Here is a 26,805-nt window from a genome sequence, read left to right on the forward strand (position 1 = left end):
GTGGGAGTACAGTGACCGGGGGACTGACAAGGACGAAACGCGCACCGCCCCCCTTGCACGGACCTCGTTTCCGGGGGGGTGTCACGTCGTCAGAGAGAGGTTGAAGTGGTAGGAAATCGCGTTTCACACATCATCGACATTCCCGCCGACATGCTGGTGATCGACGACTCCGCCGACGACCGCTACTGGGCGTCGGTCGAACGCGTCGTCGCATCGGCCGGCGAGAAGGGCCGTACCACCGACGGCATCCCGCTCCTCGCGAGCATCGCCGTCTCGCACCCCGAGTGGCCCGTCCGTGCCGGCGCCGTCCGCCTCCTCGCCACCCACCACTCGGGCGACGAGGCCGCCGCCACCGCCGTGGCCGCCGCCACCCACGACACCGTCGACTGGGTCGCGTTCACCGCGCTCAAGGTCATCGCCGAACACCGCATCGACGCCGCCGTCCCGGACCTCATCCGGATCTCCGGCTGGCCCAGCAACTTCACCCGCCCCGACTGGGCCCGCAAGCCCGTCGGCTGCGGCGCCGCACTCACCAAGCGCGCCCTCATCGCCGTCTTCGGCACCAAGGACCCCGTCGAGCTGCGCCGCCTGGAGGACGAGTACTTCTCCGAGATGCGGTCCAGGATCGCCGCCGCCCGCAAGCGGGTCCGCCGTCACGAGGACGTCGTCCTCGTCCCCGCCGGCCCCGCGATCATCGGCGCCGCCGACGAGCGGCCCGACGCCTTCCGCATGGCCCAGGACGACACCGTCCTGCGCGCCGTCGACGTGCCCGCGTTCCTCATCGACCGGACCACCGTCACCAACGCCCGCTACCACGAGTTCCTCGAAGAGGTCGGCGACTCCGGCGAGTTCGACCACCCCGACCAGCCGCTGGAGCGCTCGCACCGCCCCGCCCACTGGCACGATCCGCGCTTCAACGCCCCGGACATGCCCGTCGTCGGCATCGACTGGTACGACGCGTACGCCTTCGCCGCCTGGGCCGGCGGCCGGCTTCCCAGCGAGGTCCAGTGGGAGAAGGCCGCCCGGGGTGTCGACGGCCGCCGCTTCCCCTGGGGCGACGACTGGGATCCCGAGCGCGTCAACTACGTGGAGCGGTCCTTCGGCCAGGCCGTCGCCGACCTGGACTCACTCGAAGCGCTCCTCGTCACCGTCGAGCAGGGCGAGAACCCGGCCCACCCCGTGCTCGCCGCCGACGCGCTGCCCGAGGGCGCCAGCCCCTACGGCGTCCTCCAGATGTCCGGAAACGTCTGGGAGCTCACCCGCACCAACTTCTACACCGGCGAGGACATGGACCCCTTCTTCAAGGGCCGCCACCCGCTGGACTTCATGAACCGCAAGGAAGCCTTCCACGTGCTGCGCGGTGGCACGTTCACCTCCCCGCCGACCTGCCTCACCACCTTCTACCGGGGCAAGGACCTCATCACCGACCGGCACATGGAGGTCGGCTTCCGCTGCGTGTACGAGGCGGACGGCTGATGCGCCTCACCTCCCTCGGCCACGCCGCCGTCCTCGTCGAGACGGGCCAGGAGCGGATCCTCTTCGACCCGTGGCTGACCCAGCGCCTCGACCGCTTCTGGGAGCACCACCCGCCCCTGGAGGACGACCTCGTCCGCAGGGTCCTCGACGAGGGCGTCGACTGCGTGGTCCTCAGCCACCATCACTTCGACCACCACCACTACCCCTCCCTGGGCCTCCTCGCGGACGGCGCCGACGTCGACTTCGACGACACTCCGCGCCAGAGCACCGGCGTCACCTGCGTCTACCCGGCCGGCCCCGTGCCGCCGACACTGACCGCCTCCGGCCTCGGCCACCAGGCGATCTCCTGGACGCTGCGCCGCTTCGGCTTCGAGCGGCTGTGCCCGGTGCGGCCCGGTGACACCGTCACCCTCGGCGGGGCGACCCTGCGGACCTTCCCGTCCGCCGTCTCCTTCCCCGAGATGAGCGTGCTCGTCGAGACCGCGGACGCGGCCGTCATGATCTGCGGCGACGCGCTCCTGCACGAGGCGACCGTCGAGGCCTTCCGGCGCGAGGACGCGCCGAGGCTCGACCTCGCGCTCGTGCCCACGCACAGCGTCTCGCCGCCCGGCGTCCTCACCGAGCGTCGCCCGCTCAGCGACCCGGAGGGTGTCCGCGCACGCGCCGTCGCCAACTTCGACCGGTACGTGGACTCCCTGCCGGCCGCCCTGACCGTGCCGTCCTCCTTCGGCTGGCGCGTCAGCGGCGACACCGACCGCGACTACGACTGGTGCAACCGCACCCTGTTCCCGTTCACCCCGGTCGAGGCCCTCGCACGCCTCGCCGAACGGGGCCGGGCCGGCCTGCTGTGGGGTCCCGGCCAGGTCCTGGAGGTCGGCGGGGGGAAGGCCGGCCTCGTCGACGGGCCGGTCGCCCCCGACGCGTACGACTTCGACGAGGTCTACGCCGCCGTCCGGCTCGACCCGGAGACGCCGGTCCCGGCCTTCGACGCCTCCCTCGACCGCTACGGCAGGCAGACCCGGTCCGCCGAGGAGCTGCTCCGCGAACTCCTCGACCTGCTCGTCGCCACCGACTACTGGTACCGGGCGCTCGACGACGGCGCCGGACGGCACGTCGTATCCCTGTACGAGGACGGCGGCGACGAGACCTCCTACCTCCTCGACCCGGTCGCCGGCCGGGTGACGAAGCTCGGCGTGGGTCCCGCCCGCGCCCACGTCACCCACGCCGAGGGCTGGACCGAGATGGCCGCGAGCACCCTGGAGGCCATGCTCGGCGCCGACCTCCTCTTCGGCAGTTCCTTCGGCCTGTGGGCGAGCGACGGCGTCCTGCTGTCCGCCGTCTTCCACCACCCCTCGTACTACACCCACCACGTCGAGCGGGAGCTCCGGGAGGCGAGCCGGCCGTGAGCGACCTCCCCGAGACCGTGGTCTTCGAGCACCAGAGCGCCTGCCTGCGCGACAACCCGCTGGGGGACCCGCACACACGCCGGGTCGAGGTGCACCTGCCGCCCGGGTACGACGGTGTCCGCCCGTTCCCCGTCATCCACTGGCTGCCCGGCTTCGGCGCCCATCCCAGCCTCACCGGCAGGGCCCTCGCCTTCGGAACCACCGTCGCCGACCGGCTCCGCACGGCCATGAGCGACGGCCGGGTGCCGCCCGCCCTGCTCGTCGTCCCCGACGGCACCACCTCCTACGGCGGCTCCCAGTACATCGACTCCGCCTCCTCCGGCCGCTACGCCGGATACCTCGCCGAGGTCGTCGCGGAGGTCGACCGGCGGTTCGCCACCCGGCCCGAGCCGCGGTGGCGCGCGATCGGCGGCAAGTCGAGCGGCGGTTACGGCGCGCTGGTCGCCGGCATGACCTCCGGCCTCTTCGGCTCGGTCATCGCCTGCTCGCCCGACGCCGGCTTCGAGCACAGCTACCTGCCGCTGCTGCCACGCGCCCTCGACACCGTCCGGGCCGTCGGCGGCATGGACGCGCTGCTCGCCCGCCGCGCCACCGGCCCCGTCGACGTGCCGTTCATGGTCGCCATGAGCATCATCGCCATGGGCATGTGCTACGCCGAGGACGCCCGGACCAGCCCGTCCGACGCGCTGCCCTGCGATCCCGACACCGGTGCCTTCCGCGACGAGGTCTGGCGGCGCTGGCTCACCCACGACCCCGTACGCATGCTGGACGAGCACGCCGATGCGCTCACCCGCCTCGACCACCTCCACCTCAGCGTCGGCGAACGCGACGAGTACGGCATGCACTGGGGCGCCCGCGCCCTGCACGCCGCCCTCGACGCCCACGGCGTCCCGCACCACTACCGGGAGCACGAGGGCGGCCACCACGGCATCGAGCACGTCTTCACCGACGCCCTCGCCGGCCTGCGGCACGTCTGGTCCGAGAGGACGGTCGGCACATGTGCGGTATAGCGGGCTTCGTCAGCCTCGACGGCCGGCGCGACGCCGCCTGGCTCGACGCCCTCGGCCGCACCATGACCGAGGCGATGGCCCACCGCGGCGAGAGCTCCCGCGCCCCCTACGTCTCCGCGTGCGGCACGGTCATGCTGTGCGCCACCCGACTCGCGGTCCGCGACCGCTCCCACGCGGGCGACCAGCCCATGGCCGACCCCAGCGGACGGATCGTCCTCGTCCACAACGGCGAGGTGTACGGCTCGCGTTCGCCGGCGCCGCCGCTCTGGCCGCGCCGCACCACCTGCGACACCGAGTTCGTCCTCCAGCAGATACGCCGCGAGGACGAGCCCGGCCCGGCGCTGCGGCCCCTCGACGGCATGTTCGCGCTCGCCTGGCACGACACCACCACCGGCCGGGTCGTCCTCGCCCGTGACCACTTCGGCGTCAAGCCGCTCTTCTACGCCCATGTCGACGGCGGGCTGGTCTTCGCCTCCGAGCAGGGCGTGCTGCTCCGCACCGGCCTCGTCGCGGCCGAGGTGGAGCCCGAGGAGTTCGTGCTGCGCTCCTGGATCCGGATGGACGCGGCCGACGACCACACCTGGCTGCGCGGAGTCCGGTCGCTCCAGCCCGCCGAGTACCTGGTCATCGACCGGCCGCGGGTGCGTACTCACCGCTACTGGAAGCCGGCCTCCGTGGACGACCCCGTCGAGGCCGACGAGATCAGGGCGGCCTTCGACCGGGCGATCGAACAGCGCTCCGTCTCCGACGTGCCGCGCGCGGCCGTTCTCAGCGGCGGCGTCGACAGCACCGCGATCGTCGCCGGGCTCACCGCGCGGGGCGTCCCGCTCGACGGCTACGTGCTCCGCTACCAGGACGGCGTCGGCGGCTCCGGCGACGACGTCGCGTACGCCACCGGCGTCGCCGAACACCTCGGTGTCCCGCTGACGGTCTGCGACCTCGACCAGAACACGGCCGCCGGACTCGTCCCCGTGCTGCCCACCCGGCTGATGCGCCCGCTGTTGCACGGCGCTGAACTCGCCATGCACCACCTGTACGGCACGATCGCCGCCGACAAGAACGTGGTCGTCTACTCCGGGCACGGCGCCGACGAGCTCTGGGGCTACCAGGACGGCCGCTACTTCCCCGTCGTCGACCCGTACGCGCCCACCTACATCCACGGCCGCCACTACCTCACCCACCGGCTGCACGCCGACGAACGGCCCGTCTGGGCCGGGCTCGTGACCTGGATGGCCCAGGAACTCGACGTCGACATGAACGAGGTCACCGACCGGGTCTGGGCCCGCACGATGGACGAGTACCGGGCCGTCAAGACGGCGTCCCCGCTCAAGCGCGGCCGACACCACCTCCTGCGGCGCTTCCTCGTCTACGTCAACGACATGGTCGACGCCACCTCGGCGACCCACACCCTGGAGGACCGGCCCGTCTTCCAGGACGTCACCCTCACCGAGCTGGCCTTCCGCTGCCCCGAGCACCTGAAGGACTCCAACGAGCCCGGCACCCACAAGGGCCTCCTGAAGGAAGCCCTCGGCGACCTGCTGCCGGAACCCGTGCGGCACCGCCGCAAGCAGGGCTTCCCCAGCCCCACCGACCCGGGATACGTCCGCCGGCTGACCGAACTCGCCCAGGACCTGGGCAGCCCCTTCGGACTCCCGCCCGTCCCGGCCGCGATCCGGGCCGGACTGGGCGTCGGCGAATGGATGTTCCTGGCCTCCACCTCCGCCTGGCTCGGCCACCTCGCGGAGTTCAGAACCGAATCGAGGAGTCATGGTGAGCAGTCCCGTCCCGCACTGGCGCCCGCGGGTCCTGTCGAGCGCGTCCGGACTTGACCCGGTCCCCCCGGTCATCGAGGAGGAGCGGGCCCAGGAGTGGTGCCCCTTCGTGCTGTGGCGGCCCACCGCCCTGCCCGAGGGCTGCGACACCTCCGTCGGGACCCTCCGCCGCGAGGCGCCCCCCGGCCGTGTCGCGGCCGAGGGCCGCAGCCCCTGGAGCGACGCCAACCCCGCCGGGTACCGCACCGAGATCGCCGGCAGCGGACGGCGGCTGCGGCTGAAGCAGTTCCTGTACGACTGGGCGTTCCCCGCCGCCGACCACCCCTGCCTGTGGGGCGGCGAGACCCGGCCGCACGAGATCGGCGACGGCCGGGTGGCCTGGCTCGGCACCGACTACATGAAGCACCGGGCCGGCAGTGCCCGCCTCGCCGGGACGACCGTCGAACTCTCCGTGCTGGAAGGCGATTTCACCGACGAAGAGCTGGTCGCCCTCTACGCCGGGCTGCGACCCGCCGTACCCGGGGCGGTGCCACGCGTCCTCGCCACGCCGTTCTCGGAGCTGAGCTACTGGGCCCGGCACCCGGCCGAGATGGTCTCCGTGCCCACCGGCCCGTACCACTTCCACCGGCGTGGCAAGGAGCACGAGGGCGACTGGCTCCCCCCGGACCGGGTCGCCTCCTTCCTCACCGCGCAGGGCCTCCCCGTGACGGTCGGATCCTTCCGCGCGAACAGTGCCGCCACCTTCGGCGACGGCGACACCGTCCGCGAGCTGGAGGTCGTCTACACCACGCCGACCGGCGAAGAGCTGCGCCTCACCGCCCAGAAGACCGGCGGCGGACGTCTGGAGTTCCCGCCGAAGCGTGACAAGCACCCGGCCGCGGACGAACTCCACACCCTCGCCGACGGCCGCCCGCTCCACCTCGCCCACCTCAGCGCCGCGTACGGCGCCTGCGACGCCTTCTGGCAGCACCCCGACGGCTACGACCTCCGCCTCCTCGGCAGCGCACACGCGCGGATGGGCCGCGATCCCTTCCTCGCCCTGGTCGCCGCCCTCGACGCGGAGCTGCGCCTGGCGGGCCACGCGGAGGTGCTGGGATGACGGAGGTCCTGGACGCGCCGCCCGAGACGGGCAGGGCTGTGCTCGACCCCGCCACCGGGCGGGAGATCGCGCGCGTCGCCGACACCGGCGCGCACGGCGTCGACCGGGCCGTACGGCGTGCCGAGGCCGCGTTCCTCGGCGGCTGGGGAGAGACCGCGCCGGCGGAGCGGTCCGCCCTCCTGCGGGGGCTCGCGGACCTCGTCCGGGACGACCTTGAGGAACTCGCCGCCCTGGAGCGGCGCACCGCGGGAAAGCCCACCGCCCGCGCCCTCGGCGAGGTCGGCTTCGCCGCCCGGGTCGCCGACTGGTTCGCCGCCGCCGCCCGCCACCCGGTGGGAGAGACCCACCCGACCGGACCCGGCATGCGCACCTACACCGACCGGGTGCCCGTCGGCGTCGTCGCCGCCATCGCCCCCGGCAACTACCCCCTGCTGCTCGCCGTCTGGAAGATCGCCGCCGCCCTCGCGTACGGCAACACGGTGGTCGTGAAGCCCGCGCCCGAGACGCCGCTCTCGCTGCGCCGGCTCGTCGACCGCGCCGCCGACGGGCTGCTGCCCGAGGGCGTCCTCACCGCCGTGTACGGCGGCGCCGACACCGGCCGGGCACTCTGCGACCACCCGGCCGTCGGCGCGGTCACCTTCACCGGCTCCACGGCCGCGGGCCGCGAGGTCGCCCGCCGCTGCGCCGACGGCCTCAAGCCGGTCTCCCTCGAACTCGGCGGCAAGAGCCCCGTCGTCGTCTTCCGCGACGCCGACCTCGACGCCGCCGCGCGTGCCGTCGTCACCGCCTTCACCGGCAACACCGGCCAGATGTGCGTGGCCGGCACCCGGCTGATCGTCGACCGCGCCGTACACGCCGAGTTCGTCGCCCGCGTCGCCGCCCTCGCGGCGGAGCTGCGCGTCGGCCGCCCCGAGGACCCGGCCACCGACCTCGGCCCGCTGATCAGCCGTGCCGCCGTCGACCGCACGGCCACGGTCGTGGCGGAGGCCGCGGCGTGCGGGGCGCGGGTGGTCCTGCCGCCCGGCGCCGTCTCCGTACGCCACGACCTCGACGGCGGGTTCTACGTCCACCCGGTCGTCCTGGACGAGGTGCCGGCCGGCTCCCGGGCCTGGCGCGAGGAGATCTTCGCGCCCGTCCTGTCCGCCGTCGCCTTCGACACCGAGGCCGAGGCCCTGGCGCTCGCCCACGACACCGCGTACGGCCTGTCGGCCTCCGTGTGGACCTCCGACTCCGGGCGGGTCGAGCGGTTCGCGCGGGCCCTGCGCGCCGGCATGGTGTGGATCAACACCTGGGGCGACACCGAGGAGACGGTCAGTGTCGGCGGCCTCGGCCAGTCCGGATACGGGCGCGAACTGGGCCTCCACGCGATCGAGGGCTGTACCAGGCCGCGCGCCGTCTGGGTCGCGCACCGGCCGGGGTGGTAGCCGTGGTGACCGGCGCCCCCGTCCCCGTTCCGGATTCCCGGCTGGACTTCCGCAGCGACACCCGGACCGTCCCGGACGAGCGGATGCGCGCGGCGAGTGCCCTGGCCGAGGTCGGTGACGACGTGTACGGCGACGATCCGACGGTCGCCGAGCTCGAAGCCCGCACCGCCGCGCTCCTCGGCGTCGAAGCCGCGCTGTTCGTGCCCACCGGCACCATGGCCAATCTCCTGGCACCCCTCGCGGCCTTCCCCGACCCGGCCGGGATCCGGGTGATCGTCGGGGCCGACAGCCACATGGGCTTCCTGGAGGCCGACGGGCTGCGGCGGTTCGGCGGCCTCACCCTGGTCACGGTCGAGCAGGACGAGGACGGCCTCCCCGACCCCGGCCACCTGGAGGCACTGCTCGCCGCAGAAGCCGGCCGTCCCACCGTGGTCTGCCTGGAGAACACGAGCATGATGCGCTCCGGTAACGCCCTGGACGAGGCGGCGACCCGGTCCGTGGCCGGCCTCGCCCACCGATACGGGGCCCGCTTCCACCTCGACGGGGCCCGGCTCGCCCACGCGGCCGTCGCCCTCGGCGTCCCGCCCGCGGCGCTCGCCGCACCCGCCGACAGCGTCGCCTTCTCGGTGTCCAAGGCCCTCGGCGCGCCCATGGGCGCGCTGCTCGGCGGCGGCCGTGCCTACGTCGCGCGCGCCCGCGAGCTGCGCACCGGACTCGGCGGCTCCCTGCACCAGGCCGGGGTGGTCGCCGCGCCCGCGCTCGTCGCCCTCGGGCGGCTGCCGGAGCTGGCCGCCGACCACGCGACGGCCGCCGCGCTCGCCGCCGGACTCCGGGCCGTACCCGGTGTCGAGGTGCTGAGTCCGGCGCACCCGACGAACATGGTGATGACACGGATCCCGGGTCTCGGCCCGGACGCCTGCGCGGCGGGCCTCGCCGCGCACGGGGTGCGCGTCCTGCCCCTCCCGAACGGACATGTGCGTTTCGTGACGCACCGCGCGCACGGCATGATCGGTGTGCGTGAGGCCGTGGGGGCGTTGGCGGCCGTGGCGGCCGCCGTGCCCTCCCGCCGGCGGGACCCCGGGACCGCGAGACCCCCCGAGAGCGAGGAACTCCCCTGCCGGGGAGGCTCCCTGACCCTGATGGAGGAAGCATGACGGACGTGGCGGCACCCCGGACGCTGGAGGAGCGGCTCAAGGACACCCGTGCGCGCCTGGAGAACGACGTCGACCTGTGGCTGTCGACGGCGGGCACGGACGGCGGCGGGGTCCACCTCGTCCCGCTCTCGTTCCTGTGGGACGGCTCCGCGATCCTCGTGTCGACCCCGCGCGCCTCGGTCACCGGGCGCAACATGCTCGCCGACGGCCGGGTGCGGATCGGCATCGGCCCGACCCGCGACGTGGTCATCGTCGACGGCGTGGCGGAACCGGTCGACACGGCGGAGCTCGGGCAGGAGACGGGCGACGCCTTCGCGGCGAAGACCGGCTTCGACCCGCGCGAACTGAAGGAGCCGTACCAGTACTTCCGCATCCGCCCGCGGCGGGTGCAGGCCTGGCGCGAGGCGAACGAGCTGGCCGGCCGCGGCCTCATGCGCGACGGCGCCTGGCGCGGCTGAGGCCCCGTCCGGCCGCGGCGTCCCCCGCACCCCCGGCGACTCCGTCTCCGCCGGCCGGGTCGGCCTCCTGAGCGGCCGCGCGGAGGCGGAGTCCAGTCGTTCTTGACCGGAGCTGCAGGGTGCCTTGCCAGCCTCGGTGGGCAAGGCATCCGTCTTTCTGGAAGGGCGAACATGGAAGCAATCGAGGTTCCGGTCTTGATCGTCGGTGGCGGCGGATGCGGGCTGTCCGCCTCCGTCTTCCTCTCCGACCAGGGCGTCGATCATCTGCTGGTGGAGCGCCACTCGGACACGTCGAGGATTCCGAAAGCCCACTACCTCAACCAGCGCACGATGGAGATCTTCCGTCAGCACGGGATGGCGGACGACGTCCTCGCCGAGGCCGCGCCGCTGGAGCTGTTCGGCAAGGTGCGCTGGATGACCACGCTCGCGGGCGACGGTCCGATGGACCGGCGGCTCATCCACGAGATGGACGCCTTCGGCGGCGGTGAGCTGACGGAGACGTACGCGGCGGCCGGCCCGGTCCTGCCGGCCAAGCTGCCGCAGATGTGGCTGGAGCCGATCCTCAGGCGCCACGCGGAGGAGCGCAATCCGGGCCGTGTCCTCTTCGGCCACGAGGTCACCACCTTCTCCGACGAGGGCGACCACGTCCTCGCCGAGCTGCGGAACGTCGAGACCGGCGAGACCACCACGGTCAGGGCGAAGTACCTCGTCGGCGCCGACGGCGGGAAGTTCGTCGGTCCGAAGGCCGGCATCCGCATGGAGGGCCCGCCCGGTCTGGTCAACACCACGACCGCGTACTTCTCCGCCGATCTGTCCGAGTGGTGGGAGGAGGGCACGCTCATCACCCACTTCCTCAGCCCGGAGGACCCGGACCTCTCCAGCAACCTCATCGAGATGGGGCCGAGCTGGGGCAAGAAGTGCGAGCAGTGGGGACTCCACTTCGCCCCGGGCCCGCCCGGACGCTGGGACGCCGAGACCGTCGTCCCGCGCATCCGCGAGCTGCTCCGCGTCCCGGACCTGGAGATCACCGTCCACAAGGTCACCGACTGGATCGTGGACGCGATCCTCGCCGACCGCTACCGCGTGGGCCGGGTCCTCATCGCCGGCGACGCCGCCCACAAGCAGCCGCCGGCCGTGGGCCTCGGCCTCAACACCGGTATCCAGGACGCGCACAACCTCGCCTGGAAGCTGGCGGCCATCCTCGGCGGCCAGGCGCCGGAGAGCTTCATCGACACGTACGAGGCCGAGCGCCGTCCGATCGGCCGCCAGAACGTCGACTGGGCCGTCTCCGCCGCGCAGCACCACCAGACGGTCATCGACGCCATCGGCGGCGGCCACAACATCCCGGCGGGCCGGCGCGGTCAGCGTCTGGCGGCGTACTTCGACCCTTCCTGGCTCGGCGAGACCACCCGGGCACGCGCCCTGGAGATCTTCCACACCCACCGCGGCGGCTGCCAGTCGCTCGACATGGAGGTGGGCTTCGGTTACGAGGCGGGCGCGCTCGTCCCCGACGGCAGTGAGCCGCCGGTCCGCGTCCCGATGCGCAACGAGCACACGCCCACCTCCCGCCCCGGCCACCGGCTGCCGCACGCCTGGCTCGCCGGGGAGGACGGCGAGCGCGTCTCCGTCCTCGACCTCACCGGCACCGGCGGCTTCACGCTGATCGTCGGCGCGGAGGGCGACGCGTGGGCCGAGGCGGCGGCCCGGGTGGCCGAGACGTTCTCGGTGCCCGTCACCACGGTCCGGATCGGCGCCGGCAGCGCGTACGAGGACGTGGACGGGGGCTGGGCGGCCGTCCGCGGGATCGGCGAGGCCGGCGCGCTCCTGATCCGACCCGACCAGCACGTGGCCTGGCGCGGTACGAACGGTACCGGGGGCGCCGAGGACGCCGAGCGGATCCTGACGGAGGTCTTCACGGCCGTCCTGGGCCGCTGACGCCCGCCCGGTACGCGTGACGAGAGTGTCCGCACCCCGAAAGGGTGCGGACACTCTCGTCGCTTTCTCCGGGCGCGGGGAACGGACACGGGAACGGGCATGGGCATGGGCATGGGCATGGGCATGGGCATGGAGAACGGACGGGGGAAACGGGCATGGGAAAGCCCGGAACGAGAGTTCGTTCCGGGCAGACCTCCTCAGACGGACGCCGTGACCGGCCGGGCCGCGTCGCCCCGCTTCGCCTGCCAGGACAGCACCTCGTCGGCGGCCTTGCGCGCGGTGGCCATGCAGACACCCACGCCCACGCCGTCGTAGAGCGCGCCGCACACCGCGAGACCCGGCAGGGCCGCCACGGACTCCCTGATGCGGTTCACCCGGTCCAGGTGGCCCACGGCGTACTGCGGCAGGGCGTCCTGCCAGCGGCTCACCCGGGACTCGACCGGGACGCCGGTCACGCCGGTCGCCTCGGCGAGCTCGGCCGCCGCCACCGCGACGAGCGAGGCGTCGTCCCGGCCGAGCACCCAGTCCTCGCCGACGCGGCCCAGGAAGCAGCGGACGATCTCCACCTCGCCGGCCAGATGCGGCCACTTCACCGTGGTGAAGGTGACCTCCTTGACCAGCTTCCCCTCCACCGCCGGCACCCGGTACGCCGAGTAGCCGCGGCCGGAGAGCCCGCCGCCGGGGAAGGCCGCCTTCGGGTACGCGAGGGTGACCACGGCCACGCTCGCGTACCGCATCTCGCTCAGGGCCTCGACGGCCTCGCCGGCCGTCGGGACGCCGGCGAGCAGGCTCCCCGCCGGTCCCGCGGGGGTGGCGATGACGACCGCGTCGGCCTCGATCAGCTCCGGGGCCCCGGCCGGGCCGACCGTGATCCGCCAGCCGTCGGCGGTGCGCTCCAGCGCGCGGGCCGGGGCGTCGGTGCGGAAGACGGTGCCGGGGGCGGCGGCGAGCGTCTCCCTCACGACGGCCTCGGGCAGCGAGCCGAAGCCGCCCTCAAGGGTCGCCACGCTCACCGGCGGCGGCTTCTCGCCCGGGGCGAGGACCGGCACCAGGGCGCCCGCCGCGTCCGCGAGGGAGGCGTGGCGCCGGGAGGCCTTCGCCAGCGGCGTCAGCGTCGCCTCGAAGGAGAGGTCCTCGGCGCGGCCGGAGAACACGCCCGCGAGGAAGGGATCGACGAGGCGGTCCACGACCTCCTTGCCGAAGCGGCTCCCGACGTAGTCGGCGACCGACACGTCCCCGTCCCGGTCGAAGGAGGGCAGGGACAGGTCCTGCCGGGCGCGCTCGACCCCCTCCTCGGACAGGACGCCGGACCGGGCCAGGTCGTCCATGTCACAGGGCACGCCCATGAACTGACGGTCCGGCTGATGCCGGATCCCGCCCCTGGTCCAGATCGCGGAGGCGGTCACCCCGGCCGACATGATGCGCTCGCCGAGCCCGGCGTCCTTGATCAGACCGGTGGTCTTGCGGCGGTTGGCGTACAGCGACTCCGCGCCCTCGTCGACGGCGACCCCCGCCACCTCGGAGACCTTCAGCTTGCCGCCGAGCCGGTCCGACCCCTCCAGGACCGTGACCCGCACCGGCTCGTTCCGCAGGTGGAACGCCGTCGAGAGGCCCGCGATACCACCCCCGACGACGACCACGTGCGGCATGCCGGTCACCTGATCCCGTTCGCTGCCAGCCATTCCACCAGCTCCTTCATGGTTACGGTGTCGTAAGCCGCCCCGGGCGCCGCGATCGGCGCCGGGGCAGATGTGTCGGCAGTCTCGACGGGCCTCCCCGAACCCCGGTCGAGACCGGCTGGACCGGCGCCCTACCGCCGCCGGGCGGTGCCGAACCAGCGGGTGAGGGTGTCGGTGAGTGCGTCGACGGTGCCGGGGGAGGTCCAGGCGACGTAGCCGTCGGGGCGGACGAGGACGGTGTCGAGGGCGGGTTCGCGGTCCTGGCTCCAGGTGCCGGTGACGAGGTCGAGGCGGTCGTCGAGCCCTTCGGCGAGGCGGGCGTGGGCCGGGTCGGTGGTGATGAGGAGACCGTGCCCGGTGCGCAGGAGGTCGCCGACACGGGCCGTGGTGCCGTCGGCGAGGGTGAGTTCGCACCCGGGAGGCATCCGCAGACCGAGCAGGGGGTGCTCGCCCTTGCCGAGCGCGTAGCGGACACCGAGGTTGCTCAGCATCCCCGCCAGATGCTCGGCGGCGCCCTCGTGGCGCACCAGCTCTCCCATGATCTCGCGCACCGGGTCCATGTCCTCGCCGGTGAGCCGCAGTTCGATCGCGGCTCGCGCGTTCCGGGCCAACTGCTCCCCGACCGGCCGCCGTTCGGAGTCGTACGTGTCGAGCAGGCCCTCGGGCGCCCAGCCCCTGACCGTGGCGGCCAGCTTCCAGCCGAGGTTGACGGCGTCCTGCACTCCGACGCTCAGCCCCTGGGCCATCGCCGGCGGCTGGACGTGCGCGGCGTCGCCCGCCAGGAGCACCCGGCCGCGCCGGTAGGCTGCGGCGGATCGCGAGGCGTCGGTGAAGCAGCTGAGCCAACGGCACTCCGCGTGGTGCAGGGACTCGCCGGTGAGCCGATGCCAGGCGTCCGCCAGATCGGTGTACGTGAGGGCGGCGCGGTCACGCGGTGCCGTGCCGGCCTCGTGGACGACGAGGCGGGTGACGCCGTTCTCCAGGTCCATCGCCATGATCATGCTGCCGCCCGGCAGGTTCTCGCCGATGCGCCGCCTGCGGGTCTCGACGCCGGTGACGTCGGCGGTGAGGAAGCCGCGTCGGCCGTCGGTGCCGGGGAAGTCGATCCCGGCCAGCTTGCGGACCAGGCTGCGCCCGCCGTCGCAGCCGACGAGGTACGCGGCGGTCTCCTCGGCCGGGCCGTCGGGGCCGGTCACGCGGACGCGTACGGCCTCGCCGGTCTCCTCGAAGGCGGTCACCTCATGGCCGCGCCGGACCTCCACGCCGAGCCCGGCCACCCACTCCCCCAGCACCCGTTCGGTGCGGAACTGCGGCACGCCCCGGAGTCCGTAGTGGTCCTCGGCCAGCGGGGCGAAGTCGATCGGCACCCCGCCGAAGTGCGCGTCGGCGGGCTCGGTCGGGCCGAGGCCGCCGAGGAGTCCGCGCTGGTCGAGGCATTCGGCGGCGCGTTTGGTGATGCTGGCGCCGCGCGACTCGCGCACGGGGGCGGCCAGACGTTCGTAGACGACGACGTCCGCGCCGCCGAGCGCGAGTTCGCCCGCCAGCATCAGGCCTACCGGGCCCGCTCCGACGACGATGACATCCCTGGGCATGCGTGTGCTCCTTGTCCGTTCCTTGGTTCCGCGAGGGAGGCGCCGGTCACCGCTGGGCGGTGCCGAACCAGCGGGTGAGGGTGTCGGTGAGTGCGTCGACGGTGCCGGGGGAGGTCCAGGCGACGTAGCCGTCGGGGCGGACGAGGACGGTGTCGAGGGCGGGTTCGCGGTCCTGGCTCCAGGTGCCGGTGACGAGGTCGAGGCGGTCGTCGAGCCCTTCGGCGAGGCGGGCGTGGGCCGGGTCGGTGGTGATGAGGAGACCGTGCCCGGTGCGCAGGAGGTCGCCGACACGGGCCGTGGTGCCGTCGGCGAGGGTGAGTTCGCACCCGGGAGGCATCCGCAGACCGAGCAGGGGGTGCTCGCCCTTGCCGAGCGCGTAGCGGACACCGAGACCGCTGACGATCCCCGCGGCACGCTCCGCCGCGTCCTTCTGGGCGAGTAGTTCGCCCATGACCTCGCGTACCGGGTCCATCTCCTCGCCGCTGAGGTAGATCTTGCCGGCGGCGCGGGCGTTGCGGATCAGTTCCCTTCCCACCGGGCGGCGTTCGGCGTCGTAGGTGTCCAGGAGCCCCTCGGGCGCCCAGCCCCTGACCGTGGCGGCCAGCTTCCAGCCGAGGTTCGCCGCGTCCTGGAGGCCGGCGCTCAGGCCCCAGGCCGCCAGCGGCGGGATCTCGTGGGCGGCGTCGCCCGCCAGGAGGACCCGGCCGCGCCGGAACTCCTCCGCCAGGGCGGCGGAGTTGCCGGTGGCCCACAGCCACTGCGGCTCGGCGTCGTGGAGGGACTCGCCGGTCAGCCGCTGCCAGGCGTCCGCGACCTCCGTGAAGGTCAGCGTCTCCGTGTCCGGGTTCGCGGGCAGCGCGAGGTCGTGGACGACGACGCGGAAGCGGCCTTCGCCGACCGGGGTGCACACGACCATGGAGCCGCCGGGGAGACGCTCGCCGATCGGACGCGGGCGCGGGGAGGCCCCGGTGATCTCGGCGGTGTACATGCCGCGGGTGGACGCCCAGCCGGGGGCCGCGATACCGGCGAGCCGCCGGACGGTGCTGCCCACGCCGTCGCAGCCGACGACGTACGCGGCGGACTCCTCCCCCGGGCCCTCGGGGCTGTCGTACGAGACGACGACGGCGTCCCCGGTCTCCCGGAGCCCGGTCACCTCGCGGCCGCGCACCACCGGCACGCCGAGGTCGGCCAGCCAGCCGGCGAGCGCCTCCTCGGTGCGTGCCTGGGAGAGGCCGAGGACTCCGCTGTGGTCCTCGTCGAGCATGCCGAGGTCGAAGCGGACCCCGCCGAAGTGGCCCATCGGGCCCCAGCGGAAGGAGCCGATCCGGTCGAGCACCCCGCGCTGGCCGAGCGACTCGGCGGCGCGGCGGTTGAACCCGAGGGCGCGGGATTCCCCGGAGGGGGCGGGGTCTCTGTCGTAGACGGCCACGTCCACCCCGCCGAGGCGGAGTTCTCCGGCCAGCATCAGGCCGACCGGTCCGGCCCCGACGACGATGACGTCAATATTTCTCATGCGAGGTGAAGCTACTCACTGGAATGTCCGGTCGCAATGAAAGGAATAAGCGCGCGCGGGGAGGGTGTTCGACTGCGGAATGCTCCTGCTTGAACGTCGGCTCTGAACGGTTGAACAAAAGGGCCGATGGCAATGTCGGAGGTGCTCCCGGGTTTTGCCTCTTACTAACTTCACCGCATGAGTAATTCGGTCCCCGAGAAAAGTGAGAGGGGCAGGGACGTGCCGGTCGAGAAGATCGCCTTCGTCACGGGTGCCAACAAGGGCATCGGCTTCGCCGTCGCACGGCAGCTCGGTGAGCGGGGGGCCGTCGTGCTCGTCGGCGCCCGCGACGAGGCCCTCGGCAAGCAGGCCGCGGACGCCCTCACCGCAGGCGGTGTCACCGCGGAGGCGGTGGTCGTCGACGTGACCGACCCGGCCTCCGTGGCCGAGGCCGCCGCCACGATCGAGCGGCGCCACGGGCGTCTGGACATCCTGGTGAACAACGCCGGCATCGCCGGCCGCTTCACCGGCACGGCCCCCGAGGCGACCGCCGCCGACCTCCGCGAGGTCTACGAGACCAACGTCTTCGGGGTGGTCACCGTCACCGGGGCGATGCTGCCGCTGCTGCGCCGCTCCCCGGCCGGCCGGATCGTCAACCTGTCGAGCCACGTCGGCTCGCTGACGCTCAACGCGGACCCGGACTCGCCGCTGGCCGGCCTCGACATGATCGCCTACCAGTCCTCCAAGACCGCGCTCAACGCCGTCACCGTCGCCTACGCCAAGGCGCTGCGCGGCACCGCGATCAAGGTGAACGCCGCTCTCCCGGGAGTGGTGGCCACCGACATCAACCAGCACCGCGGCCACCGGACGCCCGCCGAGGGCGCCGGGATCGCGGTCCGGCTCGCCCTCCTGGACGAGACCGGCCCGTCGGGCGCCTGCCTGGCGGACGAAGGCCCCGTTCCGTGGTAGCGCGGAACGCACCCACACCATCCACACGGAAAGAGGCATGACCGTGCAGCAGATCACGATCGACGACCTCCAGACCATCATGTTCCGCTGCGCCGGCGAGGCCGAGGACACGCTCTCGCTCGTGGAGGCGCCGGACCGTTCCTTCGAGGACCTGGGCTACGACTCGCTCGCGCTCCTGGAGACCTACAGCGAGTTGGAGCGGGACTTCGGCATCGAGCTGTGCGAGGACGAGCTCGGCGACATCGTCACCGCGCGGCAGCTGGTCGACGTCGTCAACTCGCTGCTCCAGCTGAAGGTGATGTCGGCGGCCTGACCCCGCACCACCCGTACGGCCCTTACTGCGTGCAGGACCCGATGTCGCGCCGGACGAGGAACCGGCGGACCACAGACATGGAGACGGACAGTGGCGGTTGAAGAGACGATCATGGTGCTGGGTGGTACCGGCCGGCAGGGCGGGGCGGTGGCCCGCGAGCTGCTCCGCCGCGGTCACGCGGTCCGGGCGCTCGTCCGCGACCCGGCCAAGGAGGAGGCCAGGGCCCTCGCGGAGGCGGGTGCCGTGCTCGTCCGCGGCGACCTCGACGACGAGGCCTCGCTGGCGGCGGCGATGGACGGCGTCCACGGCGTGTTCAGCGTCCAGACCTTCCGCGGCCCCGGCGGCTGCGAGGCGGAGGAGCGCCAGGGCAGGGCGGTGGCCGACGCGGCCGTACGGGCCGGGGTGAAGCACTTCGTCTACAGCTCGGTCGGCGGAGCGGACCGGGACACCCGGGTCCCGCACTTCGAGAGCAAGCTGCGGATCGAGGAGTACCTGAGGTCGCTCGACCTGCCGCTGACGGTGCTGCGGCCGGTGATGTTCCACGACATCCTGCTGGACATCGCTCCGCGCCGGGTCCAGGACGAACTCGTCCTCGCCATGTGGCTCGACCCGGAGACCTCCGTGCAGCTCATCGCGACGAGCGACATCGGCGTCTTCGCCGCGGACGCCTTCGAGGACCCGGAAGGGTGGCTCGGCAGGACGGTGGAGATCGCCGGCGACGACCTCACCGGCCCGCAGATGGCCGCGGCCTTCGAGGCGGTCTCCGGAATCCCGACCCGCTTCCAGCAGCTCCCCATCGAACCGCTGCGCGCGTCCCGCGAGGACCTCGCCAACATGTTCGACTGGTTCGAGCGGGACGGATACCGGGCCGACCTGCCGGCGCTGCGCGGCAGGCGCCCCGACCTGGTCTCCCTGGAGAGCTGGCTGGCCGAGAACTGGACGGCTCCGACGGCCGGGGCGCACCACTGACCTCGGGCCTCAGGTGAAGAGCGGATCGCGCGTGCGGGTCCGCTTGAGCTCGAAGAAACCGTCGGTCCCGGCCACCGCGAGGACGCCGTCCCAGAGCCGTACCGCGTCCTCGCCCCGCGGGACGGGAGTCACCACGGGGCCGAAGAACGCCACGTCGCCGACGGCGAGGACGGGGGTGCCGACATCGGTGCCGACCCGGCCGATGCCCTCGGCGTGCGAGGCGCGCACCGCGCCGTCGAACGCCTCGGACCCGGCCGCCTCGGCCAGGCCGGGATCGAGGCCCGCGGCGGCCAGCGCCGCCGCGTAGGTGACCCGCTCCCTGGGCGCCTTGTCCAGGTGGAAGCGGATGCCGAGTTCGGTGTAGAGCCGGCCGAGGACCCCGGAGCCGTACCGCTCCTCGGCGGCGGCGCAGATCCGTACGGGCTCCATGCGCAGCGCCAGGTCGCGGTGCCAGCGTTCGTCCAGGTCGGTCCGGCCCTCGTTGAGGACCGTCAGGCTCATGACGCGCCAGCGCACGTCGAGGGGCCGGTGCGCCGCGACCTCCAGGACCCAGCGGGAGGTCAGCCAGGCCCAGGGGCAGGTCGGGTCGAACCAGAAGTCCACCGGCGTCGGGGGGGTGTGCGGCACGTCGGCCTCCTTGATGTCTCTGCCGTCTCGGGGATCAGAAGTTGCCGAGGCCGCCGCAGACGTTGAGCGCCTGTGAGGTGATGGAGGCGGCGGTGTCCGAGGCCAGGTAGCCGACGAGGCCGGCGACCTCCTCCGGCGTGGAGTAGCGGCCGAGCGGGATCTTGGCCTGGAACTTCTCCAGGATGGTGTCCTCGGAGGTGTCGTACGCGGCGGCGTAGCCCTGGCGGACGCGCTGGGCCATCGGCGTCTCGACGTACCCCGGGCAGACGGCGTTGACGGTGATGCCGGTGGGGGCGAGCTCGTTGCCGAGGGCCTTGGTGAAGCCGACGACGCCGTGCTTGGAGGCCGAGTACGGGGCTCCGAGGACGACGCCCTGCTTGCCGGCCGTGGAGGCGATGTTGATGATCCGGCCGCTCTGCTTGTCGCGCATGCCGCCGAGGGTGAGCACGGCCCGGGTCACCAGGAAGACGCTGGTGAGGTTGGTGTTGATGACGTCGTACCAGAGCTCGTCGGCGATCTCCGCGGTCACGCCGCCGCCGCTGCGGCCCGCGTTGTTGACCAGGATGTCGATCGTTCCGTAGCGCGAGACGGCCGCCTCGACGAGCCGCGTGACGTCCTCCGGCCTGCTGACGTCGGCGGCCGCGCCGTCGACCTCGTAGCCCTCCGCGCGCAGCTTGCCGACCGTCTCGGTGACGTTCTCGGCGTTCCGCGAGCAGATGAAGACGCGGTGGCCCTGGCGCGCGAAGTTCTCGGCGACGGCCAGGCCGATGCCGCTCGTGCCGCCGGTGACCAGCGCTACCTGCTGTCCCTTTTCCGCCATTACGCCTGCTCCTTCTCGTGGTGTATGTGGTACCGGGACAACGTGGCAAGGAAGGCAGGATTCCCGGTCGAGACGAGGTAGAGGTGGCAGCGTTCAACCGCCTACATTCTCCGGTTGAACGTTCAAGTCAACAGATTCAAAAAGCATGGTTGCGGGCCCGAGAAGTGCCGACCTATCGTCCAGGAATCCACGGAAAAGGCGCTTCGAAAGGAAAGCCATGCCCGCTACGCCCGAGGTCCGCGACCAGTCGGATTCCTATGCGCTGCTCAATCTCATCCAGGGTGCGGTCATCACCCAGGCCCTTTCCGTCGCGGCCAGGCTCGGCGTCGCGGACGTCCTCGCCGACGGCCCGCTCGCGGTCGATGAGATCGCCAAGCGCGTCGGCGCCGACGCCAAGTCGGTCCGCCGCGTGCTGCGTGCCCTCGCCGGCCACGGCGTCTTCGCGGTCCGCGAGGACGGCTCCTTCGAGAACACCGCGCTCTCCGACAAGCTGCGCGAGGACGCCCCGGACACCATGCGTGGCTTCGCCGTGCTCATGAGCCACCCCACCCTGCACGAGGAGTGGGGCCACCTCCTCACGACCGTCGAGACCGGCGAGCCGAACCTGCCGAAGCTGCGCGGCATGGGCGCGCTGGACTTCTTCCACGCCAACCCCGAGTACGCGCAGGTCTTCTTCCACGCCTTCGGCGGCCTCTCCGAGTCCGAGACGGCCCCGATCGTGGAGGCGTACGACTTCTCGCAGTTCGACACCGTCGTCGATGTCGTCGCCGGCCGCGGCAACCTGCTCGCGGGCATCCTCCAGAAGGCGCCGAACGTCAAGGGGGTCCTCTACGACTCCGAGGTCGCGACCGTCGACTCCCAGGCGTACTTCGAGGCCGCCGGCGTCGCGGACCGCTTCACCATCGAGCACGGCGGCTACCTCGACAAGCTGCCCTCGGGCGGCGACGCGTACCTCTTCAAGCACATCATCCACGACTTCTCCGAGGAAGACGCGATCACGGCGCTGAGGAACGCCCGTGAGGCGATGGGCCCCGAGGGCCGGCTGCTCGTCATGGAGTACGTCCTCCCGGAGGGCAACGACCACCACCTCGGCCAGGCCATCGACCTCTGGCTGATGCTGATGCTGGGCGCCCAGGAGCGCACGCTCGACGAGTACCGCGAGCTGTTCGCGAAGGCCGGCTTCACCCTCACCCGCGCCGTCCCCACCTCCGCGCCGATCTCCATCATCGAGGCCGTCCCCACCGTCTGAGGGCGTCCCCACCGTCTGAGGGCGTCCACCGTCTGAGGGCGTCCACCGTCTGAGGCCGGTCCGGCCGGAGCCGGTCCTGCCGGACGTGACGCCGGCTCTCTCCCCCTCTCTTTTCCCCTCCCCCGCAGAATCCGAGGCTCAGGACAGGAAGTCATGAATACCGATGTCATAGTGATCGGGGCAGGGCCCGCGGGGCTGACGCTCGCGGCCGAGCTCCGCCTCGGCGGCGCCGACGTCGTCGTCTTCGAGCAGCGGACCGAGCGGAGCTGGGAGTCGCGCGGTATCGGCTTCACCGCCCGCGCCACCGAGATGTTCGAGCAGCGCGGCCTCCTCGAACGCCTGAAGAACACCGAGATCACCCGCCAGGGCCACTTCGGCGGCATCCCGATCGACTACGGGATCCTGGAGGGCTCGCACTTCGGTGTCCGCGGCGCGCCCCAGTACAAGATCGAGGAGATGCTGGAGGACCGGGCCGTCGAGCTCGGCGCCGACGTGCGCCGCGGCTACCGGCTCACCGGTCTGGCCGAGAACGCCGACGGCGTGACCGTGACCGTGAACGGCCCGGAGGGATCCGAGGAGCACTCCGCCCGCTACCTGGTGGGCTGCGACGGCGGCAGGAGCACCGTCCGGCACCTGGCGGGCTTCGAGTTCGCCGGCTCCGACGCCACCCGCGAGATGTACCTCGCGGACGTCAGGGGCGTCGACATCAAGCCCCGCATGATCGGCGAACTCTTCCCCAACGGCATGGTCATGGCCGCGCCGCTGGAGGAGGGCTACACCCGGATCATCGTCTGCGAGAACGGCACCCCGCCGGACCGCTCCGAGGTCACCTTCGCGCAGGTCGCGGACGCCTGGCAGCGGCTGACCGGCGACTCCATCCACCAGGGCGAGGCGCGCTGGGTGAGCAGCTTCACCGACGCCACCCGGCAGGCCACCGAGTACCGGCGCGGCCGGGTGCTGCTCGCCGGCGACGCCGCGCACATCCACCTGCCGGCCGGCGGCCAGGGCCTCAGCGTCGGCGTGCAGGACGCCTACAACCTCGGCTGGAAGCTGGCGGCGACGGTCGGAGGCCGCGCTCCCGAGGGACTCCTCGACACGTACCACTCCGAGCGGCACCCGGTCGGTGCCCGCGTCCTGCGGGGCACGCTCGCCCAGGGAATGCTCAACCTCACCGGCAACTCGGTGCAGCCGCTGCGGACCGTCATGGCCGAGCTCTTCGCGATCCCGGCGGCGGCCCGGCACATCTCCGGCATGGTCAGCGGCTTCGACATCGTGTACGAGGTCGGCGCGGCCGCCGAGGGGGCGGACCACCCGCTGCTCGGCGGCCGGATGGCCGACCGCGAGCTGGAGCTCGCCGACGGCGGCACCGACCGGATCGCGCGTCTGCTGCATCCGGCCCGTGGCGTCCTGATCACGGCGGACGCGACCGGTGCCACGGCCGCGACGGCCGCCGGCTGGTCCGACCGGGTCGACGTGGTCCGTGTCCGGACCTTCCCCGCCGGACCGGAGGAGGGCGGGGCGGCGACGGAGTCGGTCCTCATCCGCCCGGACGGCTACATCGCCTGGGCCGCTCCGGCCGGAGGCGCGCTGGAGACCGCGCTGCGGCGCTGGTTCGGCGAGGCCACGGCCGCCTGAGGCAGGCCACGGGCCGCCCCGCTACTTCCGAGGAGACACACACGTGACCGAGCACGAGATCCACCGTACCGAGCACACGATCGACGTCGACGCCCCCGCCGAACTGGTGTACGCACTGGTCGCCGAGGTCACCCGCTGGCCCGAGACCTTCCCACCCACCGTCCACGCCGAGGTCGTCGAGCGCACGGGCGAATCCGAGCTGATCCGGCTCTGGGCGACCGCCAACGGCACCGCCAAGACCTGGACCTCCCGGCGCGAACACGACGCCGCGAAGCTGGAGGTGACGTTCCGCCAGGAGCGTTCGCAGCACCCCGTCGGCGGCATGGGCGGCGCCTGGGTGGTCGAGCCCCTCACCGAGACCACCTCCCGGGTCCGCCTCCTGCACGACTTCCACGCCGCCACCGACGACCCCGCCGACCTGGAGTGGATCCGGCAGGCCGTCGACCGCAACAGCGGCTCCGAGCTCCAGGCCCTCAAGGCGAGCGCCGAGGCCGCCGGCACCGACCGGCTCATCACCTTCGAGGACACCGTCCACGTCGAAGGCCGGGGCAAGGACGTCTACGACTTCCTCAACGAGGCCCAGCTCTGGCAGGAGCGCCTGCCGCACGTCGGCCGCGTCCAGCTCGACGAGGACGAGCCCGGCCTCCAGATCCTGGAGATGGACACCCGCGCCAAGGACGGCAGCACCCACACGACCCGCTCCGTCCGCGTCTGCACCCCGGCCACGACGATCGTCTACAAGCAGATCGTCCTGCCCGCCCTCATGACCCTGCACACCGGCCGCTGGCTCATCGAGGAGCGCGACGGCGGCGTCGCCGTCACCTCCCGCCACACCGTGCGCATCAACACCGAGAACATCACCAGGGTCCTGGGCGCCGATGCCACGGCCGAGACCGCCGCCGCGTTCGTCCAGAGCGCGCTCAGCACCAACAGCCTCGCCACCCTCGGCCTCGCCAAGGCCCACGCCGAAGCCCTCGCCGCCGGAGGCGCGGAGTCATGACCCCGACCCGGGCGGACGTGCCGGTCGTCATCGTCGGCGCGGGCCCCGTCGGGCTCCTGCTCGCCTGCGAGCTGGGACGAGCCCGGGTCCCGGTGGTCCTGGTGGAGAAGCTGGCCCGGCCGATGTCCGAGTCGCGCGCCAGCCAGCTCTCCACGCGGACCGCCGAGCTGCTCCACGAACGCGGGTTCGACGCCCTCCTGGCCGAGTCCGCGCACGAACCCCGTACGCACTTCGGGGGCCTCGGCTTCGCACTGACCCCGGTGGACAGCCCGTTCGCCGGGAACTGGAAGGTCCCCCAGTACCGGACCGAGGCCGCCCTCGCCGCCCGCGCCGCGGAACTCGGCGCCGAGACGCTCCGCTCCCACGAACTGACGGAACTCACCGAGCGGCCGGACCACGTCCGCTGCCGGATCCAGGGCCCCGAAGGGCCGCTCGATCTCCGCGCGGCGTACGTGGTCGGCTGCGACGGAGCCCGCAGCACGGTCCGCCGGCTCGCCGGCATCCCGGTGACCGCCACCCCGGCCACCAGGGAGCTGCTGCGCGCCGACATCCGCGGGCTCACCGTCCGCGACCGGCGCTTCGAGCGGCTCACCGACGGCTTCGCCGTGGCCAACACCCGCGACGGAGTCACCCGGATCATGGTCCACGCCTTCGGCGGGCCCGTGCCCGCCCGCACCGGTCCGCCCCGCTTCACCGAGGTCGTCGACGCCTGGCGGCACGTCACCGGAGAGGACGTCTCCGGCGGCCTCCCGCTCTGGCTCGACGCCTTCGACAACTCCAGGGGACAGGCCGTCAGCTACCGGCGCGGCCGGGTCCTGCTGGCCGGCGACGCCGCCCACTGGCACCTGCCGGTCGGCGGCCAGGCCCTCAACACCGGACTCCAGGACGCGGTCGACCTGGGCCCGAAACTCGCCGAGTCCGTACGCGGCACGGCCTCGCCCGGACTCCTCGACAGCTACCACGAGGTGCGGCACCCCGCCGCCGCCCGGGTCCTCGACCACGTCGCGGCCCAGGAACGGCTGATGCTCGGCGGTCCGGAGACCGAACCGCTGCGCGCGGTCCTCTCCGAGCTGATCGCCCTCCCCGGGGTCCGCCGCCATCTCACCTCGATGGCGAGCAACCTCGACGACCGGCTTCCGGCACACACGACACCCATGGAAGGCAGGAACGACAGTGCAGGACTTTGACACCGACGTGATCATCGTGGGGGCCGGCCCCACCGGACTCATGCTCGCCGGCGAACTCCGCCTCGCCGGCGTCGAGGCCCTCGTCCTCGAACGGCTCGCCCAGCCGATGCGCCAGTCCCGCGCCCTCGGCTTCTCCGCCCGCACCATGGAGGAGTTCGGCCAGCGCGGTCTCCTGGAGTCCTTCGGCGAGATGGGCGTCATCCCGTTCGGCCACTTCGGCGGCATGCCGCTCGACTACACCATCCTGCCCGGCGGCAACTTCGGCGTACGCGGTGTCCCGCAGGCCTTCACCGAGGCCAACCTCACCACGTGGGCCACCGGTCTCGGCGCCGAGATCCGCCGCGGCTGGGAGGTCACCGGTCTCGCCGACGACTCCGAGGGCGTCGAGGTCACCGCCGACACCCCCGAGGGCCCGCACACCCTCCGCGCCCGCTACCTGGTCGGCGCCGACGGCTCCCGCAGCGTCGTCCGCAAGCTGTCCGGCATCGACTTCCCCGGCACCGAGGCCACCATCGAGATGCTGATGGCCGACGTCACCGACGTCCAGGTGCGGCTGCGCCCCACCGGCGAGCTGGGCGACGCCGGCATGGTCGTCGTCCTACCGGTCGGCCCCAACACCACGCGCGTCGTCTGCTTCGAGCGCGGCGCGGGCGTCCGCCCGACCTCCGAGCCGCCGACCTTCCAGGAGGTCGCCGACTCCTTCAAGCGGGTCACCGGCGACGACATCTCGGGCGGCAACGCCGTCTGGCTCAGCTACTTCACCGACTCCAGCCGGCAGGCCGCCGCCTACCGCAAGGGGCGCGTCTTCCTCGCCGGCGACTCGGCGCACATCCACATGCCGATCGGCGCCCAGGGCATCAGCGCCGGCCTCGGCGACGCCGTCAACCTCGGCTGGAAGCTCGCCGCCACCCTCAAGGGCCACGCCCCCGAGGGGCTCCTCGACACGTACGACACCGAGCGCCGCCCGGTCGCCGCCCGCATCATCGCCAACACGCTCGCTCAGCGCAGCCTGTACCTCGGCGGCCCCGAGATGGACCCGATGCGCGCCGTCTTCGCCGAACTCCTCGCCTACGAGGACGTCCGCAAGCACCTCGTCGGCCTCGTCACCGGCTTCGACATCACGTACGACGCCGGGGCAGGTGAGCACCCGCTGCTCGGCCGCCGTCTTCCGGACTTCGCCTTCACGGGCGAGGACGGCGAGACGACCGCCTACAAGACCCTGCACGCCGGGCGCCCGGTCCTGCTCGACCTGACCGGTGACCCCGCCGTCGCCGGGGCCGCCGCGCCGTGGGCGGACCGCGTCGACGTCGTCACCGCCGCGGTCCGCCCCGAGGGACCGCTCGCCGGGGTGGACGCGGTCCTCGTCCGCCCCGACGGCTACACCGCCTGGATCGCCGCCGCCCAGGCCGGCACCGAGGGCCTCGTGGACGCCCTCAGGCGCTGGTTCGGCACCGCCTCCCAGAACTGAGCGACAGCCGGCGCCCCGCACTCCCCGCGGGGCGCCGCCCTCTCCTCCTTACCTCTCTTATCCAAGGAGCA

General features: G+C 73.0%; 22 protein-coding genes. 17 read left to right on the plus strand and 5 right to left on the minus strand.

What is annotated here, in order from left to right:
- Positions 1-150: 150 nt before the first annotated feature.
- From ACFUJR_RS24030 to ACFUJR_RS24070, 9 genes are all read left to right on the plus strand, one after another.
- Positions 151-1,476, plus strand: a complete 1,326-nt coding sequence (locus ACFUJR_RS24030) for a formylglycine-generating enzyme family protein (protein ID WP_383170544.1) — start codon at positions 151-153, stop codon at positions 1,474-1,476.
- Positions 1,476-2,882 carry an MBL fold metallo-hydrolase gene (locus ACFUJR_RS24035; protein WP_383170542.1) on the plus strand — a complete coding sequence of 469 codons (1,407 nt, stop codon included), beginning with the start codon at positions 1,476-1,478 and terminating at the stop codon, positions 2,880-2,882. The genes ACFUJR_RS24030 and ACFUJR_RS24035 overlap by 1 nt, the downstream gene beginning before the upstream one ends.
- On the plus strand, positions 2,879-3,892 hold the full coding sequence (locus tag ACFUJR_RS24040) for an alpha/beta hydrolase-fold protein (protein ID WP_383170540.1): 1,014 nt from the start codon (positions 2,879-2,881) through the stop codon (positions 3,890-3,892). Before ACFUJR_RS24035 ends, ACFUJR_RS24040 begins: the two co-directional genes overlap by 4 nt.
- Positions 3,880-5,721 carry an asparagine synthetase B family protein gene (locus ACFUJR_RS24045; RefSeq protein WP_383170538.1) on the plus strand — a complete coding sequence of 614 codons (1,842 nt, stop codon included), beginning with the start codon at positions 3,880-3,882 and terminating at the stop codon, positions 5,719-5,721. Before ACFUJR_RS24040 ends, ACFUJR_RS24045 begins: the two co-directional genes overlap by 13 nt.
- Complete coding sequence (locus ACFUJR_RS24050; RefSeq protein ID WP_383170536.1) at positions 5,660-6,763, plus strand: hypothetical protein; 1,104 nt, start codon at positions 5,660-5,662, stop codon at positions 6,761-6,763. Before ACFUJR_RS24045 ends, ACFUJR_RS24050 begins: the two co-directional genes overlap by 62 nt.
- Entirely contained in the window at positions 6,760-8,187 is a 1,428-nt protein-coding gene (locus tag ACFUJR_RS24055; protein WP_383170535.1) for an aldehyde dehydrogenase family protein, read from the plus strand. The genes ACFUJR_RS24050 and ACFUJR_RS24055 overlap by 4 nt, the downstream gene beginning before the upstream one ends.
- Positions 8,188-8,192: 5 nt before the next feature.
- Positions 8,193-9,341 (plus strand): threonine aldolase family protein, encoded by a 1,149-nt coding sequence (locus tag ACFUJR_RS24060; protein WP_383170533.1) that lies wholly within the window; start codon positions 8,193-8,195, stop codon positions 9,339-9,341.
- Entirely contained in the window at positions 9,338-9,799 is a 462-nt protein-coding gene (locus ACFUJR_RS24065; protein ID WP_383170532.1) for a pyridoxamine 5'-phosphate oxidase family protein, read from the plus strand. The genes ACFUJR_RS24060 and ACFUJR_RS24065 overlap by 4 nt, the downstream gene beginning before the upstream one ends.
- 171 nt (positions 9,800-9,970) lie before the next feature.
- A complete protein-coding gene (locus ACFUJR_RS24070; protein ID WP_383170530.1) occupies positions 9,971-11,734 on the plus strand; it encodes an FAD-dependent monooxygenase in 1,764 nt (587 codons plus the stop codon).
- A gap of 197 nt (positions 11,735-11,931) precedes the next feature.
- Here ACFUJR_RS24070 and hemG read toward each other — a convergent pair whose 3' ends face one another.
- From hemG to ACFUJR_RS24085, 3 genes are all read right to left on the minus strand, one after another.
- The gene (gene hemG / locus ACFUJR_RS24075; protein ID WP_383170528.1) at positions 11,932-13,416 is read right to left on the minus strand and encodes a protoporphyrinogen oxidase; all 1,485 of its coding nucleotides are present in this window, start codon (positions 13,414-13,416) and stop codon (positions 11,932-11,934) included.
- A gap of 128 nt (positions 13,417-13,544) precedes the next feature.
- Positions 13,545-15,005, minus strand: a complete 1,461-nt coding sequence (locus tag ACFUJR_RS24080) for an FAD-dependent monooxygenase (RefSeq protein WP_383170526.1) — start codon at positions 15,003-15,005, stop codon at positions 13,545-13,547.
- Positions 15,006-15,051: 46 nt separating this feature from the next.
- A complete protein-coding gene (locus ACFUJR_RS24085; RefSeq protein ID WP_383170524.1) occupies positions 15,052-16,518 on the minus strand; it encodes an FAD-dependent monooxygenase in 1,467 nt (488 codons plus the stop codon).
- 219 nt (positions 16,519-16,737) lie between these two features.
- Here ACFUJR_RS24085 and ACFUJR_RS24090 point away from each other — a divergent pair, with 219 nt between their 5' ends.
- From ACFUJR_RS24090 to ACFUJR_RS24100, 3 genes are all read left to right on the plus strand, one after another.
- Positions 16,738-17,466, plus strand: coding sequence for an SDR family oxidoreductase (locus ACFUJR_RS24090; RefSeq protein ID WP_383170522.1), 729 nt, complete (start codon positions 16,738-16,740; stop codon positions 17,464-17,466).
- Positions 17,467-17,503: 37 nt separating this feature from the next.
- Entirely contained in the window at positions 17,504-17,779 is a 276-nt protein-coding gene (locus tag ACFUJR_RS24095; RefSeq protein ID WP_383170520.1) for an acyl carrier protein, read from the plus strand.
- Between the two features lie 90 nt (positions 17,780-17,869).
- Complete coding sequence (locus ACFUJR_RS24100) at positions 17,870-18,748, plus strand: NmrA/HSCARG family protein (protein ID WP_383170518.1); 879 nt, start codon at positions 17,870-17,872, stop codon at positions 18,746-18,748.
- Between the two features lie 9 nt (positions 18,749-18,757).
- On the opposite strand, the gene ACFUJR_RS24105 is transcribed toward ACFUJR_RS24100, so the two are convergent.
- On the minus strand, positions 18,758-19,375 hold the full coding sequence (locus tag ACFUJR_RS24105) for a disulfide bond formation protein DsbA (RefSeq protein WP_383170516.1): 618 nt from the start codon (positions 19,373-19,375) through the stop codon (positions 18,758-18,760).
- Between the two features lie 34 nt (positions 19,376-19,409).
- Positions 19,410-20,195 carry a 3-oxoacyl-ACP reductase FabG gene (fabG, locus tag ACFUJR_RS24110; protein ID WP_383170514.1) on the minus strand — a complete coding sequence of 262 codons (786 nt, stop codon included), beginning with the start codon at positions 20,193-20,195 and terminating at the stop codon, positions 19,410-19,412.
- Between the two features lie 217 nt (positions 20,196-20,412).
- On the opposite strand from fabG, the gene ACFUJR_RS24115 reads away from it, so the two are divergent.
- From ACFUJR_RS24115 to ACFUJR_RS24135, 5 genes are all read left to right on the plus strand, one after another.
- Positions 20,413-21,444, plus strand: coding sequence for a methyltransferase (locus tag ACFUJR_RS24115; protein WP_383170512.1), 1,032 nt, complete (start codon positions 20,413-20,415; stop codon positions 21,442-21,444).
- 153 nt (positions 21,445-21,597) lie between these two features.
- Positions 21,598-23,079 (plus strand): FAD-dependent monooxygenase, encoded by a 1,482-nt coding sequence (locus ACFUJR_RS24120; RefSeq protein ID WP_383170510.1) that lies wholly within the window; start codon positions 21,598-21,600, stop codon positions 23,077-23,079.
- Positions 23,080-23,122: 43 nt separating this feature from the next.
- Complete coding sequence (locus ACFUJR_RS24125) at positions 23,123-24,079, plus strand: aromatase/cyclase (protein ID WP_383170508.1); 957 nt, start codon at positions 23,123-23,125, stop codon at positions 24,077-24,079.
- A complete protein-coding gene (locus tag ACFUJR_RS24130) occupies positions 24,076-25,266 on the plus strand; it encodes an FAD-dependent monooxygenase (protein ID WP_383170506.1) in 1,191 nt (396 codons plus the stop codon). The genes ACFUJR_RS24125 and ACFUJR_RS24130 overlap by 4 nt, the downstream gene beginning before the upstream one ends.
- Complete coding sequence (locus ACFUJR_RS24135; protein ID WP_383170505.1) at positions 25,253-26,734, plus strand: FAD-dependent monooxygenase; 1,482 nt, start codon at positions 25,253-25,255, stop codon at positions 26,732-26,734. Before ACFUJR_RS24130 ends, ACFUJR_RS24135 begins: the two co-directional genes overlap by 14 nt.
- Positions 26,735-26,805 lie beyond the last annotated feature (71 nt).

Origin of the sequence: Streptomyces sp. NPDC057271 (assembly GCF_042668715.1) — a bacterium.
Lineage (GTDB): Bacteria > Actinomycetota > Actinomycetes > Streptomycetales > Streptomycetaceae > Streptomyces.

Excerpts from the sequence above, each read along its gene's own strand:
- ACFUJR_RS24030 (WP_383170544.1), top strand. The coding sequence starts at position 151 with ATGCTGGTGATCGACGACTCCGCCGACGACCGCTACTGGGCGTCGGTC.
- ACFUJR_RS24035 (WP_383170542.1), top strand. The coding sequence starts at position 1,476 with ATGCGCCTCACCTCCCTCGGCCACGCCGCCGTCCTCGTCGAGACGGGC.
- ACFUJR_RS24045 (WP_383170538.1), top strand. The coding sequence starts at position 3,880 with ATGTGCGGTATAGCGGGCTTCGTCAGCCTCGACGGCCGGCGCGACGCC.
- ACFUJR_RS24050 (WP_383170536.1), top strand. The coding sequence starts at position 5,660 with ATGGTGAGCAGTCCCGTCCCGCACTGGCGCCCGCGGGTCCTGTCGAGC.
- ACFUJR_RS24055 (WP_383170535.1), top strand. The coding sequence starts at position 6,760 with ATGACGGAGGTCCTGGACGCGCCGCCCGAGACGGGCAGGGCTGTGCTC.
- ACFUJR_RS24065 (WP_383170532.1), top strand. The coding sequence starts at position 9,338 with ATGACGGACGTGGCGGCACCCCGGACGCTGGAGGAGCGGCTCAAGGAC.
- ACFUJR_RS24070 (WP_383170530.1), top strand. The coding sequence starts at position 9,971 with ATGGAAGCAATCGAGGTTCCGGTCTTGATCGTCGGTGGCGGCGGATGC.
- hemG (WP_383170528.1), bottom strand. The coding sequence starts at position 13,416 with ATGGCTGGCAGCGAACGGGATCAGGTGACCGGCATGCCGCACGTGGTC.
- ACFUJR_RS24080 (WP_383170526.1), bottom strand. The coding sequence starts at position 15,005 with ATGCCCAGGGATGTCATCGTCGTCGGAGCGGGCCCGGTAGGCCTGATG.
- ACFUJR_RS24085 (WP_383170524.1), bottom strand. The coding sequence starts at position 16,518 with ATGAGAAATATTGACGTCATCGTCGTCGGGGCCGGACCGGTCGGCCTG.
- ACFUJR_RS24095 (WP_383170520.1), top strand. The coding sequence starts at position 17,504 with ATGACCGTGCAGCAGATCACGATCGACGACCTCCAGACCATCATGTTC.
- fabG (WP_383170514.1), bottom strand. The coding sequence starts at position 20,195 with ATGGCGGAAAAGGGACAGCAGGTAGCGCTGGTCACCGGCGGCACGAGC.
- ACFUJR_RS24115 (WP_383170512.1), top strand. The coding sequence starts at position 20,413 with ATGCCCGCTACGCCCGAGGTCCGCGACCAGTCGGATTCCTATGCGCTG.
- ACFUJR_RS24120 (WP_383170510.1), top strand. The coding sequence starts at position 21,598 with ATGAATACCGATGTCATAGTGATCGGGGCAGGGCCCGCGGGGCTGACG.
- ACFUJR_RS24130 (WP_383170506.1), top strand. The coding sequence starts at position 24,076 with ATGACCCCGACCCGGGCGGACGTGCCGGTCGTCATCGTCGGCGCGGGC.